At 71.1% G+C, this 14,646-nt stretch carries 12 protein-coding genes and 1 pseudogene; 5 read left to right on the top strand and 8 right to left on the bottom strand.

Features of this window, described 5'->3' with window-relative positions:
- Positions 1-147 precede the first annotated feature (147 nt).
- Together WH07_RS20005 and WH07_RS20000 are read right to left on the bottom strand one after the other, a co-directional pair.
- The gene (locus WH07_RS20005) at positions 148-510 is read right to left on the bottom strand and encodes a DUF1304 domain-containing protein (RefSeq protein ID WP_046501694.1); all 363 of its coding nucleotides are present in this window, start codon (positions 508-510) and stop codon (positions 148-150) included.
- Positions 511-829: 319 nt separating this feature from the next.
- Positions 830-1,666, bottom strand: coding sequence for an endonuclease I family protein (locus WH07_RS20000; protein ID WP_046501691.1), 837 nt, complete (start codon positions 1,664-1,666; stop codon positions 830-832).
- A gap of 391 nt (positions 1,667-2,057) precedes the next feature.
- Here WH07_RS20000 and WH07_RS19995 point away from each other — a divergent pair, with 391 nt between their 5' ends.
- From WH07_RS19995 to WH07_RS19980, 4 genes are all read left to right on the top strand, one after another.
- On the top strand, positions 2,058-3,257 hold the full coding sequence (locus WH07_RS19995) for a family 16 glycosylhydrolase (protein ID WP_408645877.1): 1,200 nt from the start codon (positions 2,058-2,060) through the stop codon (positions 3,255-3,257).
- Positions 3,257-4,654 carry a ricin-type beta-trefoil lectin domain protein gene (locus tag WH07_RS19990; RefSeq protein WP_046501706.1) on the top strand — a complete coding sequence of 466 codons (1,398 nt, stop codon included), beginning with the start codon at positions 3,257-3,259 and terminating at the stop codon, positions 4,652-4,654. Before WH07_RS19995 ends, WH07_RS19990 begins: the two co-directional genes overlap by 1 nt.
- Positions 4,655-4,769: 115 nt before the next feature.
- The gene (locus tag WH07_RS19985) at positions 4,770-6,947 is read left to right on the top strand and encodes an RICIN domain-containing protein (protein ID WP_079023379.1); all 2,178 of its coding nucleotides are present in this window, start codon (positions 4,770-4,772) and stop codon (positions 6,945-6,947) included.
- A 158-nt stretch (positions 6,948-7,105) separates the two neighbouring features.
- Positions 7,106-7,984 (top strand): NAD-dependent epimerase/dehydratase family protein, encoded by an 879-nt coding sequence (locus tag WH07_RS19980; RefSeq protein WP_046501687.1) that lies wholly within the window; start codon positions 7,106-7,108, stop codon positions 7,982-7,984.
- Positions 7,985-8,025: 41 nt separating this feature from the next.
- On the opposite strand, the gene WH07_RS19975 is transcribed toward WH07_RS19980, so the two are convergent.
- The 3 genes from WH07_RS19975 to WH07_RS19965 form a co-directional block, all read right to left on the bottom strand.
- Positions 8,026-8,505 (bottom strand): hypothetical protein, encoded by a 480-nt coding sequence (locus tag WH07_RS19975; protein ID WP_046501685.1) that lies wholly within the window; start codon positions 8,503-8,505, stop codon positions 8,026-8,028.
- A gap of 177 nt (positions 8,506-8,682) precedes the next feature.
- On the bottom strand, positions 8,683-10,401 hold the full coding sequence (locus WH07_RS19970; RefSeq protein WP_046501684.1) for a PHP domain-containing protein: 1,719 nt from the start codon (positions 10,399-10,401) through the stop codon (positions 8,683-8,685).
- Positions 10,402-10,571: 170 nt separating this feature from the next.
- Positions 10,572-11,480 (bottom strand): hypothetical protein, encoded by a 909-nt coding sequence (locus WH07_RS19965; protein ID WP_052744486.1) that lies wholly within the window; start codon positions 11,478-11,480, stop codon positions 10,572-10,574.
- Positions 11,481-11,766: 286 nt separating this feature from the next.
- Between WH07_RS19965 and WH07_RS19960 the strand changes: the two genes are divergently transcribed.
- On the top strand, positions 11,767-12,087 hold the full coding sequence (locus WH07_RS19960; protein WP_232788980.1) for a UBP-type zinc finger domain-containing protein: 321 nt from the start codon (positions 11,767-11,769) through the stop codon (positions 12,085-12,087).
- 123 nt (positions 12,088-12,210) lie between these two features.
- Here WH07_RS19960 and WH07_RS19955 read toward each other — a convergent pair whose 3' ends face one another.
- From WH07_RS19955 to WH07_RS19945, 3 genes and pseudogenes are all read right to left on the bottom strand, one after another.
- Positions 12,211-13,038: a VOC family protein gene (locus WH07_RS19955; RefSeq protein ID WP_408645875.1), complete on the bottom strand. Its 828-nt coding sequence runs from the start codon at positions 13,036-13,038 to the stop codon at positions 12,211-12,213.
- Positions 13,039-13,175: 137 nt separating this feature from the next.
- Positions 13,176-13,700, bottom strand: coding sequence for a DUF4232 domain-containing protein (locus WH07_RS19950; RefSeq protein ID WP_046501679.1), 525 nt, complete (start codon positions 13,698-13,700; stop codon positions 13,176-13,178).
- Positions 13,701-13,873: 173 nt separating this feature from the next.
- Positions 13,874-14,646: pseudogene (locus tag WH07_RS19945) on the bottom strand (serine/threonine-protein kinase); the annotation flags it as partial.

Raw genomic sequence — 14,646 nt, 5'->3', positions numbered from 1 at the left:
ACGGCCGCTCGGCGCACTCGTCGAGCAGCGCCTGTCGCAGTCTGGCCCGGGTCCTGGCGGTACGCGGATCGCCCGCCGGGCCGGCGGAAGGACGGCCCGGGGGCCCGCCGGGCGGGGGCCCGGGGGAAGTCCCGGGGGGCGTCCCGCTCATCCCGCCGCGAGGACGGCGGCCAGGGTGACCGCGCCCGGCAGTGCCTGGACGAGCAGGATGCGCCGGTTGGCGGTGATCCCGCCGTACACCCCGGCGGCGACCACACAGATCAGGAAGAAGATCTGCGCGCGGTAGCCGGTCGGGTCGCCGGCGATCAGCCCCCAGAACAGCCCGGCGGCCAGAAACCCGTTGTAGAGGCCCTGGTTGGCGGCGAGCGGCGCGGTCGCGCGTGCCATCTCGGCGTCGAACCCGGAGAGCCCCCGGCCCGGTGCGCGCTCCCACAGGAACATCTCCAGAACCATGATGTAGACGTGGAAGGCGGCCACCAGGCCGACGAGTATGTGCGCGGCTGTCCCCATGACGTGGGTCCCCCGAACTCGGCAGAAACAACTGGACATGTGCCCAGGAAGTATAGACACATGTCCAGGAGTGCTCGGTGCCGGCCGCTGCGGCCCCCGCGCAAGCCGTTCAACAAGCCGCGCAAGCCGTTCGGGCGGCACACCACGCAAGCCGTTCGGGCGGCACACCGTTCAAGCCGTTCAAGCCGGGCAAGCCGGAGCCCCCGGGGGAAGCGCGTCCCCGGGGGCTCCGGCCAGCATTCCCCGGTGGGGGCGCTTGGAGTTAACGCGGCACAGTCTGGCACCGGGCCCGGTCAGGCACGGGCATGCCGCGCCGCGGTCACCAGATGGCCTCGACCCATTCGGGGTGGTCGATGAACGGGTTGCGGTTGTGCTGGTACTGGCTGTAGATGACCTCGTTGCGGCGCTTCTCGAAGGCGTCCGGCGGGTCCTGGTCGCTCCACCGCTTCAGTACGGACAGCTTGCCCATCGCGGGCGTGGAGCCGTTGTTGACCCGCTCGTTGGGTTCGAGGTCGGGCCAGGAGTCGCCGCCCTCGTACCGTACGGCCATGTAGAGGATCATCCGGGCGACATCGCCCTTGACCGCGTTGCGCGGCTCGAAGGAGTCGGAGTCGGTGTAGTTGCCCGGGGCACCGGAGACCGCGCTGCCGCCGGTGTCGAAGTCCTTGTTCCCACGTATGCCGTTGACGCCGACGTCCTCGGGGCGCAGATGGTGGAGGTCGGTGCCGGGGCCGGCCGAGGTGCCGAAGCCGCCGTGGGACTGGGCCCAGACGTGCTCGCGGTTCCACTGGCCCGAGTTGCCGCCGTTGCTCGACTTCGACTGCGACCGGCCGGAGTACAGCAGGATCACGTTCGAGCTGTTCGCGGGGTCCTGGTCGGTGCTCTTGAGCGCGTCCCAGACCTGTGCGTACGAGATCTTCGTCTGGTTCCTGATGATCGTGTGCAGGGCGGACTTGAGCGCCGGGCCGGTCTTGCCGAGCGCGCCCTGGTAGTACGTGTCGTCGAGCGCGGCGAGGGTGCGGGCCGTGTCCGGGGCGGGGGCCGAGGCCTGGGGCGGTGTGGCGGCCGGTGCCGCGGCGGCGGTGGTGGCGAGTACCGCGGTGGCGGCGCCGAGCACCAGCAACGCGCGTAGAGTGGGGAGTTGACGACGGGACATGGGTGACTGTCCTCTCCGGCGGGGGAGCCTTCCACGGCGCCTGTGGGCCCGTGGGGCTGTGCGAAAACCCACACTGCCGGTCATGTGCAGGTCAAGTCAATCGTGGATCGGCCCCCGGACCGCCCGGTTCCGGGCGGTCTGCGTTCATATGGATGAGCAATGGCCAAGGAGCTGGCCAACTTTGGTCCATACCAGCTCCTTGACGGCCCCTCGCGCCCTCCCTTAAATCAAGTACTGAAATAAGCGCCCGAGGTGATCCTCCGGACAGTCCCCCCTCGGTGCGATGTCATGCGCATGACCCCCCACTTAAGTGAAGTGATGACCTGTGCGAATCCCCCTGGGACGCCGAATCGCGCTTTCCGCGCTGGCCCTGCTCTGCTGTACGAGCGTGCTGGCGGCGGTCCCCGCCTCCGCGGCCTCCGCGCCCGAACCCCGCGCCGAGGCGGCCGCCTCGATCGCCGCCGTGACCTTCTCCGACGACTTCAACGGTCCCGCCGGATCGGCCGTCGACGGCAGCAAGTGGCAGATAGAGACCGGCGACAACGTCAACAACCACGAGCGGCAGTACTACACGGCCGGCAACAACAACGCCGCCCTCGACGGCCAGGGCAACCTGGTCATCACCGCGCGCAAGGACAACCCCGGCAACTACCAGTGCTGGTACGGCCGGTGCGAGTACACCTCCGCCCGGCTGAACACCGCCGGCAAGTTCACCGCGCAGTACGGCCGGGTCGAGTCCCGGATGAAGGTGCCGCGCGGCCAGGGCATGTGGCCCGCCTTCTGGATGCTCGGCAGCACCGGCGGCGGCTGGCCCGACCAAGGCGAGATCGACATCATGGAGAACGTCGGCTTCGAGCCCGGCACCGTCCATGGCACCCTGCACGGCCCCGGCTACTCCGGCTCCGGCGGCATCGGCGCCGGCTACACCCTGCCCGGCGGCCAGGCGTTCGCGGACGCCTTCCACACCTTCGCCATCGACTGGGCGCCCGACTCCATCACCTGGAGCGTCGACGGCAATGTCTACCAGCGCCGCACCCCCGCCGATCTCGGCGGCCGGTCCTGGGTGTTCAACAGGCCGTTCTTCATGATCCTGAACCTGGCGGTCGGCGGCTACTGGCCCGGCGACCCCAACAGCAGCACCCCCTTCCCGTCCCAGCTCGTCGTCGACTACGTACGCGTCACCACGAACGACAACGGCCCGGGCGGAGGCGCCGGTACGATCACGGGCCTCGGCGGCAAGTGCGTGGACGTGGCGGGCGCCAACCCGGCCAACGGCACCCCCGTACAGCTCTACGACTGCAACGGCTCCGCCGCCCAGCAGTGGACGGTCGGCTCCGACGGTTCGCTCCGCGCGCTCGGCAAGTGCCTGGACGTCAAGGACAACAGCGTGGCGGACGGCGCTCAGCTCCAGATCTGGGACTGCGCCGGCACCGGCAATCAGCGGTGGGCCCTGCCCGCCGCCCGCGATGTGGTGAACATCCAGGCCAACAAGTGCATGGACGTCACGGGCAACAGCTCGGCGAACGGCACCCGCCTCCAGATCTGGACCTGCACCGGCACCGCGAACCAGAAGTGGACGGTGAACCGCTGATGGCGGCCGTGAGCGGTATCCGCAAGACCCTCAGATCCCTGGCCCTGCTCATCGCCCTGCCGCTCGCCGCCGGTGCCGCGCTGGTCACCGCGCCCGCACCGGCCACCGCCGCCGTCGCCGCGGTCGGTACGATCACGGGCCTCGGCGGCAAGTGCGTGGACGTGGCGGGCGCCAACTCTGCCAACGGCACGGCAGTGCAGCTCTACGACTGCAACGGCTCCGCCGCCCAGCAGTGGGACGTCGCCTCCGACGGCTCGATCCGGGCCCTCGGCAAGTGCCTCGACGTCAAGGACAACGGCACCGCCAACGGTGCCCAGCTCCAGATCTGGGACTGCGCCGGCACGCCCAACCAGAAGTGGACCGTCTCCGCCGCGCGCGACATCGTCAACACCCAGGCGAACAAGTGCATGGACGTCACGGGGAACACCTCGGCGAACGGCACCCGCCTCCAGATCTGGACCTGCACGGGCGCCGCGAACCAGAAGTGGACCGCGCCCTCGGGCGGCGGCAACCCGCCCGTGCCCAGCGGCCCCATGGCGGTCGCCCCGTACATCTACAACGGCTGGGGCAGCCCGCCGAACCCGGTCACCGTCATGAACGCGACCGGCGTGAAGTGGTTCACCCTGGCCTTCGTGCTCAGCAACGGCTACTGCAACCCGCAGTGGGACGGCGGGCGCCCGCTGACCGGCGGAGTGGACCAGCAGACCATCAACACCGTGCGCGGCGCGGGCGGCGACATCATCCCCTCGTTCGGCGGGTGGAGCGGCAACAAGCTGGAGAGCTCCTGCTCCAGCGCCGGTGAGCTGGCCGCCGCGTACCAGAAGGTCATCAACGCGTACGGCCTCAAGGCGATCGACATCGACATCGAGGCCGCGGCGTACGACAGCCCCACCGTCCAGCAGCGGACCGTGGACGCGCTGAAGACCATCAAGGCCAACAACCCGGGCATCAAGGTGTACATCACCTTCGGCACCGGCCAGAACGGCCCCGACACCAGCCTGATCAACCGCGCCGCCGGCGCCGGTCTGACCGTCGACAGCTGGACGATCATGCCGTTCAACTTCGGCGGCGCGGGCCAGAACATGGGCACGCTCACCACCCGGGCGGCCGAGGGCCTGAAGAACGCGGTCAAGAACGCGTACGGGTACAGCGACGACCAGACGTACCGCCGCATCGGCATCTCGTCGATGAACGGCATCACCGACAACAACGAGACGGTGACCGTCGCGGACTTCCGCACCATCCTCGCCTACGCGCAGCAGCACCATCTCGCCCGGCTGACCTTCTGGTCGGTCAACCGCGACCGGCCCTGCACCGGCGGCGGAGCCGACACCTGCTCGGGCATCGGCCAGCAGGCGTGGGACTTCACCCGCGTCTTCGCGCAGTACGCCGGCTGACCGGCGGGGAGAACACATGAACACGCTCTCGTACGGTGGCGGCGCCACGCCGGGCCGCCACCGGTACCACCGGCTGTCCCCGTTCACGCTGCTGCTGACCGTAGTGGCTCTCTGCATGTCGCTGGCCGCCCTGCCCCAGCAGGAGGCCGCGGCGGGGACCGCCGTGGAGGGCGGTGTCACGGTGGGCGGTGCCGCTGCGGCGGCGCCGCCCACCGGGTGGACCACCGTCGTCAACAAGGCGAGCGGCAAGTGCGTGGACGCCCGCGCCGCCGCCACCGGCAATGGCACCGCCGTACAGCAATACACCTGCAACGGCAGCCTCGCCCAGCACTGGAGCCTCACCGCCACCAGCGGCGGCTTCGTCAGGGCCGGCAACCGCAACGACGGGAACCAGGTCTGGGACGTCACCGACGTCTCGGCCGCCGACGGCGCGCCGATCCAGCTCTGGACGTACGGCGACGGCGTCAACCAGCAGTGGCAGCCGGTCGCCGAGGCCGACGGCGCGTACCACTTCGTGAACCGCGGCAGCGGCAAGTGCCTCGACGTGCCCGGCGCCGCCACCGCGGACAGCGTCCAGCTCCAGCAGTACACCTGCAACGGATCGAGCGCGCAGTCCTTCCGGGTGCAGGCCGCCGATCCGCCGGTGCCCCCGGGCACGCCCGACCTCGGCCCCAATGTCGTCGTCTTCGACCCGTCGATGTCTGCCGGCACCATCCAGAGCCGGGTGGACGCCACCTTCCGTCAGCAGGAGACCAATCAGTTCGGCACCCAGCGGGCCGCCTTCCTGTTCAAGCCCGGCACCTACGACGCCAATGTGAACGTCGGCTTCTACACCCAGGTCGCCGGTCTCGGTCTGTCGCCCGACGATGTGAACATCCGGGGCTCGGTCCATGTCGAGGCCGACTGGTTCCCGCCGCAGAACGCCACCCAGAACTTCTGGCGCAGCGCCGAGAACCTCTCCGTGACCCCCACCTCGGGCACCGACCGCTGGGCCGTCTCGCAGGCCGCTCCGTACCGCCGTATGCATGTCCGCGGCAATCTGGCACTGGACGACGGCGGCTGGTCGAGCGGTGGCTTCATGGCCGACTCCAAGGTCGACGGGCAGGTCAGGTCCGGCTCGCAGCAGCAGTGGCTCTCCCGCAACACCGAATGGGGGAGCTGGACGGGATCCAACTGGAACATGGTGTTCGTCGGCGCCCAGAACGCGCCCGCGAACAGCTTTCCCAGCCCGCCCTACACTACGGTCGACCAGACCCCGCAGGTCCGTGAGAAGCCGTTCCTGTACGTCGACCAGGCCGGCGCCTACAAGGTGTTCGTCCCGGCACTGCGGAACAACTCCAGGGGTACGACCTGGTCGGCCGGGGCTCCGGCCGGTACGTCGATCCCGCTGGACCAGTTCTACATCGCGAAGCCCGGGGCGACCGCCGCGGATCTCGACGCCGCACTGGCGCAGGGCAAGAACCTGCTGGTCACCCCCGGGGTCTACCACCTCGACCAGACCCTGAGGATCACCAGGCCGGACACCGTCGTCCTCGGACTCGGCCTCGCCACCTTCATCCCGGACAACGGGATCACCGCGGTGTCGGTCGCCGATGTGGACGGAGTGAAGGTCGCGGGTCTGCTCATCGACGCGGGGCCGGTCAACTCCCAGCGCCTGATGGAGGTCGGCGCCGACGGCTCCACCGCGAGCCACGCGGCCAACCCGACCTCGCTGCACGACGTGTTCTTCCGCGTCGGCGGCGCGGGCGTCGGCAGGGCGACCACCAGCCTGGTCGTCAACAGCCGCAATGTGATCGGCGACCACATGTGGATCTGGCGCGCCGACCACGGCAGCGGGGTGGGCTGGAACACCAACACCGCGGACACCGGACTGGTCGTCAACGGCGCCGATGTCACCATGTACGGCCTGTTCGTCGAGCACTACCAGAAGCATCAGACGATCTGGAACGGCAACGGCGGGAAGACGTACTTCTACCAGAACGAGATGCCGTACGACCCGCCCAACCAGGCGGCCTGGATGAACGGCGGGACCCAGGGATACGCCGCGTACAAGGTGGCCGACTCCGTGACCAGCCACCAGGCGTACGGCCTGGGCAGCTACTGCTTCTTCAACGTCAACAACAGCGTGACGGCGGAGCATGCCTTCGAGGTGCCGAACAACGTCAATGTGCGGTTCCGCAACATGGTGACGGTGTCCCTGGGCGGCACCGGGACCATCCGGCATGTGATCAACGACCGGGGAGGCCCGTCGAACTCGGCCACCAACGTGGCGAACCTCGTCGCCTATCCCTGACAGGTCCCTTCCCGAGGGCTGGGAGAGGGCTGTGAGAGCGGTCCGCGGACGGAGATCCCGTCGGCGGGCCGCTCCGTCCGTTCCGGCGTGCGCTGCGGCCGCCCGTCGAGCAGGATGACGGAGGACGGACAGCGGCCCGGGAGCAGCGGAGGCGGGACATGCCGGTCAAATCGGTTTTCCTCACGGGCGGTTCCGGTTACATCGGCCGCCGCGCCATCGCCGCCCTGCGCGACCACGGGATCGGTGTGACCGCGCTGGTCCGCAGCGACCGGTCCGCCGAGACCGTGTCCCGGCTGGGCGCCGAGCCCGTACGGGGCAGTCTCACCGATACGGAGGTGCTGCGCGAGGCAGCGTCCCGGGCGGACGGCGTGATCCATCTCGGCGCCGAGGAAACGGCCGACGCGGCCACCGTGGACCGCGGGGCCGCCGACGCCATGCAGGACGGCGTGGGCGCCGGACCGTACATCCACACCGGCGGGGTCTGGGTGTACGGGAACACGGGGGTCGTCGTCGACGAGGACGCGCCCAGGAACCCGCCGGCGATCACCGCGTGGCGGCTCGCCAACGAGGAGCGTGTCCTCGCCCGCGCGGCCACCGGGGGACACCCGGTCGTCGTCATGCCCGGCGTCGTCCACGGCGGGGGCGGCGGGCTCATCGAGGCGTTTCTCACCGGTCCGGCGCGGGAGTCCGGGGCGGTGCCCCTGATCGGCGACGGCTCCAACCACTGGACGGTGGTCCATGTGGAGGACATCGCGGAGCTGTACGTCCTGGCGCTGGGCGCGCCGGCCGGATCGGTCTTCGCCGGAGTGACCGAGGAACACCCCACGCTGGCCGAGATCGCCGGAGCGGTCGGGCGCGCCGCGGGCTGCCCCGGCCGTACGGAACGGCTGACGCTCGCTCAGGCGGTCGACCGGATGGGCCCGGTCGCAGAGGCGTTCGCGCTCGACCAGCGGCTCACGGGGGCGCGGGCCCGGTCCGTACTGGGCTGGAAACCCCGCCACACGGATGTGCTGGGCGAGCTGGCGGAGCCCGGCTGAGCCGGTCGGTCCGGCGATCGAGGAGGGACCGGTGCAGCGGCTCAGCGCAACGGCTCCACCTCAAGGAAGCGGTGGCGGCGCGGGCCCCTGTAGAGCAGTGCCTCCCAGCCCAGTCGCTCCAGCACCGCCGCGCACTCGGTCAGCGCGCGCTCCTCCTGCTGCGCCGCCCCGGACCCGGCCGGCCCCAGCCACTCCACCCGTACGCTCGCGGGCCGCTCCCCGGCGAGCACACGGAACCCGGTCGCGGTACGCAGTCCCGCCCCGTCCACCGCCGACGGCGCCAGCCCGGCCGCCTCCAGCGCCAGTGCCACCGCCCGCACCGGCCGCTGCCGCTCCCAGGGCGCCGGCACGGATGCCGGATCACCGGCGCCCGTGAACGTCATCCGCCGGATCTGCAGCAGCCCCTCGAAGGCGACCCGGACCTCGGCCGCCCGCGCCCGCGGCTCCACGCCGGGCGCCGGTCCGTCGCCCGTGGCCGCCTCGAAAGCACCGCGCTCCTCCGCCTCGCCCGGGCCCGCCATCGCCGCCTCACCGCCGCCCGAGTCTGAGCCCGGGATGAGAGAGGCCCCGACCGGACGGGGGATTCCAGTCGGGGCCGTACAGGGGGAAGGTGTGGAACCGGGGACTCCGGCCCGCACCCTCTCACTCTTCCTCAACGGTGGTCCGTCTTGGAAAGTTCCCCGCTCTCAGGATCCGTTTCAGGAAGGCAGGACCCAGATGGGGTTGGAGTAGAACCACAGGTCCTTCCACGGGTCGGCGTCACCGACGACGTCGAGCGCCGGGCCGAACGGGTCGACCGCCGCGCCGTGGACGCCCACCGCGCTGCGGTTGCCGTCGGTGCCGCGCAGCCGGAGGTACAGCGGGGTGGAGACCCGGCCCAGCTTGTACGTGAGGCTGACGGTGCCCGTGGACTTGTTGACCTCGAAGGACTTGACGACCTTGGCGGTCGGCGCGGTGAAGGTGTCCTTGTCGCGCACCGGGCCCGTGACATCGCCCTGGATGATGTCGACACGAGCCAGCTTCGGCACGAACTGCGCCCAGTTGGCGCCGTTGGCCAGCGCGATGTCGATGGTCAGCTCGACATTGTCACCGCGCTTGGTGTGCAGCGCGCCACCGAGCGTCGTCCAGCGGCTGCTGCCCTTGATCCGGACGTCGAGACCGCTGATCAGCGCGCCGTGGTCGACCCAGATACGGCCCGCGCGCATGCCGTCCATGACCGCCGCGTACGAGAAGCGGTCCGCGCCGACGTGCGTACGGCTGTAGTGGCCCGGCCAGTAGTCACCCTCGGTGAGGTTGAGGCCGTCGTTGCCGTAGACGGGGTCGGAGTGCCGGCCGTTGCCCGTGAAGTTGTCGTCGGGGCCGTAGACGGACGGGTCGGTGTAGACCCGGTGCGAGTCGGAGTTGGCGGTGATCCACCACGGCTTGCCCTCGGCCAGCAGGCTGTCCCAGAGACCGCCGACGGTGGAGGTCATCCAGTCGAAGCCGCCCCAGGTGCGGTAGCTGTCCGCCGGGTAGCCCGGGAAGGAGTTGGCGTTGGGGTTGTTGCCGTAGAAGCCACGGGCCTGGCCGCCGCCCTTGGGCTTGGGCAGACCGGCGGCCTGGTGGCCGGGGGCGCCCTCCATGCCGATGGCGATGGGGTGGTCGGCCGAGGTGGCGTCGCGCCAGTTGCGGATCTCGTGCGGCGAGTCGATGCCGTTGCGGGCCGGGTGGTTGGCCAGCATCACGGCGTCGTCGACCTTGCGGCGGCGGACCTGTTCGGCCAGGAACTGGAGGCCGGAGATGGCCAGCGCCTCGTTGACGCCGTTGTCGCTGCTCGGGTGCAGGCTGCCGTCGTAGTCGTTCTCGAACTTCTTCAGCACCTCCACCTCGTTGCGGCCCGGGTGGACGAAGACCGTGGCGTGCTCGGCGCCCGGGATGTTCCACTCGAGGCCCTGGAAGACGAGCTGGTCCTTGAACTTCTCGCGGGCTTCCTGGATGTCCGGGTTGACCTTGTCCACGCCGATCTTGGCGTGCGTCTGGCTGCCGTGGTCGGTGATGACCATCCAGTCCAGGCCGTGCGCCGTGCCCTGGCGGACCTGGTCGATGACGCGGTACTTGCCGTCGTCGCTGTACTGCGTGTGGATGTGGTGGTCGCCCGCCAGCCACAGGAAGCCGTTGCTCTTGGAACGGTCGCCCAGGGGGGAACCGCTGGAGTCGGCGGCGGCGGTCGTGGCACCGCCCAGCACGCCCGCGCCGGCCAGACCGGCACCGAGCAGACCCGCGCGGCGCAGCATGGAGCGGCGGGAGAGCTGGCTCGGGGACAGCTCGCTGTCCGGCACACCGGCGTCGAGCGCCGCGGGCAACGGGCCGTGCTCGGCCGGGTTGTCGTGCGTGTGGTCGTGCCCGTGATTGTGCGGGTGGTGGTGGCCGTGGCCCATCTCTGCTCCTCGCCGATACCTGTGATGCTCAGCGAGTCAGATGTTCGAGCGGCCATGTGAAGACCGGGTGACGGTAGCTCGTACGCCATATGTTGAAAGCCGTACGGAACTTGTCATCCCGTTTCCGGGGGGCCGGGAGACGGGTATCACCCGTCTCCCGGCCCCCCGGGTCAGGACGGGAACTCGTCCGCGGGGACCTCGGAGGTGGTGGCGTTGCCGCCGATCGTCTTCGCGAGCGAGAAGGTCAGCACCGTGTACTGGGTGCCCCCGGACACCTCGACCGTACGGAAGTCCGCCTTGTCGTCGAACTTCTCGAAGGAACAGTCGCGGGTGAAGGACTTCTTCGACGCGTTCCAGTCCGTGCCCGAGGTGAAGTAGACCGTGTACGAACCGTCCTTGACGCGCCGTACGGTCGTTTTGGACTCCTTGCGTACGTACACCGTGAAGACGGTCCGCTTGCCGCGCGTCAGGGAGATCACCGCGTCGGAACCGGTGCCGTTCCTGATGGTGAGCTGCCCGAGGCCGCCGCGTCCGCTGTCCTTCACGAAGGAGCCGTTGCCGAGCCGCCGGTGTTTGGGCTTCTCGGTCCTCGGCAGCTTCAGATGTACGGGATAGCCGAGCTCCGAGAGGGCGGCGCCGGCGTCCCGTACGGGCTGGAGACCGTCCGCCGCGTTCAGCTCGACGCGCGGCGAGGTGGCGCAGCGCCCCCCGTCGGCCCGCGCGTCCTCCAGGTCCTGGCCCAGCCCGCGCAGCGAGGCGGCGAGCGCGGCATTGCCGCTGACGGCGTCCTCGGGGGTCTCGGTGGTTTCCAGCGAGGAGGCGGCGGTGTCCGCCGCGCCGGCGGCCGTGCCGAGCGCCTTGCTCAGCGCGGCACCCTCCCGAGCCCGGTCCACCGCGCGCAGGGCCTTGTCGAGCGGGCCGAGGGTGGTGGTGAGCGCCCGGCGGTACGCGGCGGGATCGACGGTGGGCGTGGGACTCGGAGCCGGTGTGGTGACCGACGGGGCCGATGTGGCGCCGCCGCTGTCACCGGCCGAGTCGCAACCGGCCAGCGGGACGGCGAGCGCCAGGACCGCGCTCACCGCCGTGGCCCTCCCCGAGAGCCTCCTGCGTATACGCGCGCGCGTCTGCGTCACTCCACTACCCCCGTACCCCGTTCGGCCCCGGTCGTGCGCCGGATGATAAGAGTTGTCCGATGTCAGAGACGTGTCAAGTTGCTTCAGGGCGGGCGCCGGCGTTCCGCTCCCGGGTCCCGCGGAGGGCTCCGTGCCCCGGGTGGCCGCGCTCTGCTGGCGGTTGCGGGGGACCGGTCGTACGGTGAAGAAGCGACTGACTCGACGGGACCGGTGCGGTCGGACGGGCGGCGGCATGATGGATGAGGAAGAAGAGCGGATCGGCGGGATGATCTGTAGTCATCTCGCGGATGCGGGGCCGGTGGACCCGGACAGCCTGGACGCCTGCCCGGAGTGCGTGGCGCTCGGGGACACCTGGGTGCATCTGCGGGAGTGCCAGACCTGTGGGCACATCGGCTGCTGCGACTCCTCCAAGAACAAGCACGCGACCGCGCACTACGAGGCGACCGGCCACCCGCTCATCCGCTCCTTCGAGCCCGGCGAGAGCTGGTGGTGGTGCTACGAGGACGAGGTCGTCTTCGAGGTCGAGGGCGTTCCCCCGGAGCGGCCCGCCTGACCGGAAGGACCTGACCCGGAAGGAACCGGGTGCCCCGGGGCGGCGGCTGCCCCCGGGACGCCCGGACGCGCGCGCCGATCCGACGCCGGCCGCGCGCCCGTTCGTCCGCCGGGGGCCTGGCCGTCAGCGCGTCGCCTCCGATGTCACCGTGAACAGCGCGCCGTCCGGATCCCGCAGCGTCGCCTCCCGCAGCTCGGGCGAGGGCGCCTCGGGCGACAGCAGCGCACCACCGCTCTTCAGCGCCGCGTCGACCGCGCCCGGCACCTCCGGCACCCGGAAGTACACATGCCACCGCGGCCTGATCCGGGGATCCGGTACGGCCTGCACACCGCCGCCCCGGATCTTGGCCACCACGTGCTCGTCCTGCCGCAGCACCGCGTGATCGTCCTCCCGTACGAGCGTGAGACCGCCCTCGGCCTCCGGCGCCCAGCCGAGGACCTGGCTGTAGAAGCGGGCCGCGTCCGTGGTGTCGCGGGTGCGCAGCTCCAGCCAGGCCGGCGCGCTTCCGCGTCCCACCGTCCAGTCCGAGCGCACCGCGCCCTCCCAGATCCCGAAGGCCGCGCCGTCGGGATCCGTGGCGAGGGCCGCCCGGCCCGAGTGGAAGGCCAGCGGTCCCACCGCCACGGTCGCGCCGCGCTCCCTGATCCGGGCCGCCGCCGCGTCCACGTCGGCCACCGCGAAGTACGGAGTCCAGGAGACGGCGACCTGGAGGGACGAGGCCAGCGCGCCGATGCCGGCGACCGGCATCCCGTCGGCGAGGGCGACGCAGAAGTCGTCCCCGAGCCCCGCCGGCCGGTACGACCAGCCCAGCACATCACCGTAGAAGGCCTGGGCCGCGGGCAGTTCACGCGAGAGGAGCGTCACCCAGCAAGGTGCCCCCGCGACCGTCTGCGACTCCGTCTTGTTCCGGTTGTCCTGCTCCACACCGCTCACTCCGCCCTCGTCCGTCACGCCTGCCGCACCCCACTGCCTGGCCGCCCCTGCGTGTTACCGCTGTCCGTACTTTCAGTCCGGCCAGTCCGGCCCTTCTACTCTGCCAGGCAGCCGTCGGGCCGGGGTCCGCCGGGTATACGGACCCCGGCGGGACGTCAGCGAACCGCGGCGGCGAGGGCCGCGTCCGCCGCGGCGCGGGTGGGCTGCCACAGCGTGGTGACCGGCTCCCAGACCGGAATGCCGCCGGGGGATCCCACCGAGGCCGCGTCGAACGACTTGCCGTAGTGCGACGGGTCGGCCGCCACCGTCAGATACGCGACCGTACGGGTTTCCGTGGCGGCCGGGTCGAGGGTGCGCACGGCGGCGTACGCGGAGCCTCCGGCGGCGAGCCGGTACGGGGCGCTCTCCACCGGGGGCACGGGCTGGGCCGCGCCGTCCAGGTCCCCGAAGGTGACGGTGGGGATGCGGTCGACGACGCAGGCGCGCCCGCTCCAGTTGGTGACGCCGATCCGGACGGCGTGGGCCGTGGCACCGGGCGCGGCGCTCACCGAGACCGCGGACTCGCGGCAGGTGGGGAGGGCCGCCGGGGCGGCGACGGCGGCCGGGGCGCCGGTGCCGCCCAGCAGGAGAAGGGCGAAGGCGGCTGCCGCCGGTGCGGCGAGGACAGGACGGATACGCATGAGGTTTCCCCGTTTCGGTCGATCGGTCGAGGGCGGCACGGCGCCGGACGCGTCCACGCCCGGCACGGGTCATGTTCCGCCCCGCTCGACTGAGATGACACGCGAACGGTCCGGGTGGTTGTGCCCGCCGCCGCTGTTCGACCGCTGTTCGCCGCCATTCGGGTGACGGTGGATCAGCTCCCCGTCCTGGGATGGCTCTCCAGCACCTTGCCCGAGATGTCGGCGGCCAGATAGGCACCGCCGTAGTCGTCCGACACATAGACGAGCAGTGTGGGCTTGCCGTCGGCGAAGGTCCAGGCCCCTTCGACGACGACATAGCGGAAGGTCGGCTTGTCGACACCGAGATCCTTGTCGGCCTTGCTGAGCAGAGCGGGCAGGGCGTCCCAGTTGATCGACATCAGGTCGACCGTGCCGTCGTCGTCGGAGAGTGTGCCGCCCGCCCTCTTGGTCGTCCGGCCGCCCCGGTAGTCGTAGGTGTCGTACAGCTCCTTGTTCCCGGCGACCGGGGCGTCCGCCGAGGCGTACTCGCTGTACAGCTTGAACCCGGTCACCTCGGTACCGCCCATGACCGGCTTGAGCTTCCGGATCACCTCTCTGGCGGCCGAGGGCGTGAGCAGCGAGCCCGTGGATCGCTGGGTCGGGGTGCCCGGATCGGCGGCCTGGGCGCCGGGATCGACGGGCGCGCCGCTCACGGTCCGGTCCGTGCCGGGGGAGTTGTCCTCGACGGTGCGGCTCTCCGGGATCAGGTTCCAGACCAGTACGCCGGTGAGACCGACCCCGACGACGGCGGTCGCGATCGGGACGACCGGGTTCCTGCGGGCGCGGGCCGGATTCGCCGGGGTGGTGGTGAGCGGCGCGGGCCCGCGCGGGGCGGGTGAGGCCGGCGCCGAGAAGGGCGCCGTCGGGGACCGGAAGCCGGGTGACGGGGTGGGGTGCTGCCCGTAAG

It is taken from the genome of Streptomyces odonnellii (genome assembly GCF_000981895.1).
GTDB lineage: Bacteria > Actinomycetota > Actinomycetes > Streptomycetales > Streptomycetaceae > Streptomyces > Streptomyces odonnellii.
This window is presented reverse-complemented; position numbering and strand designations above follow the sequence as displayed.

Coding starts and splice junctions, on each gene's coding strand:
- WH07_RS20005 (WP_046501694.1), bottom strand. CDS start 510: ATGGGGACAGCCGCGCACATACTCGTCGGCCTGGTGGCCGCCTTCCAC.
- WH07_RS20000 (WP_046501691.1), bottom strand. CDS start 1,666: ATGTCCCGTCGTCAACTCCCCACTCTACGCGCGTTGCTGGTGCTCGGC.
- WH07_RS19990 (WP_046501706.1), top strand. CDS start 3,257: ATGGCGGCCGTGAGCGGTATCCGCAAGACCCTCAGATCCCTGGCCCTG.
- WH07_RS19985 (WP_079023379.1), top strand. CDS start 4,770: ATGTCGCTGGCCGCCCTGCCCCAGCAGGAGGCCGCGGCGGGGACCGCC.
- WH07_RS19980 (WP_046501687.1), top strand. CDS start 7,106: ATGCCGGTCAAATCGGTTTTCCTCACGGGCGGTTCCGGTTACATCGGC.
- WH07_RS19975 (WP_046501685.1), bottom strand. CDS start 8,505: ATGGCGGGCCCGGGCGAGGCGGAGGAGCGCGGTGCTTTCGAGGCGGCC.
- WH07_RS19970 (WP_046501684.1), bottom strand. CDS start 10,401: ATGGGCCACGGCCACCACCACCCGCACAATCACGGGCACGACCACACG.
- WH07_RS19960 (WP_232788980.1), top strand. CDS start 11,767: ATGATGGATGAGGAAGAAGAGCGGATCGGCGGGATGATCTGTAGTCAT.
- WH07_RS19950 (WP_046501679.1), bottom strand. CDS start 13,700: ATGCGTATCCGTCCTGTCCTCGCCGCACCGGCGGCAGCCGCCTTCGCC.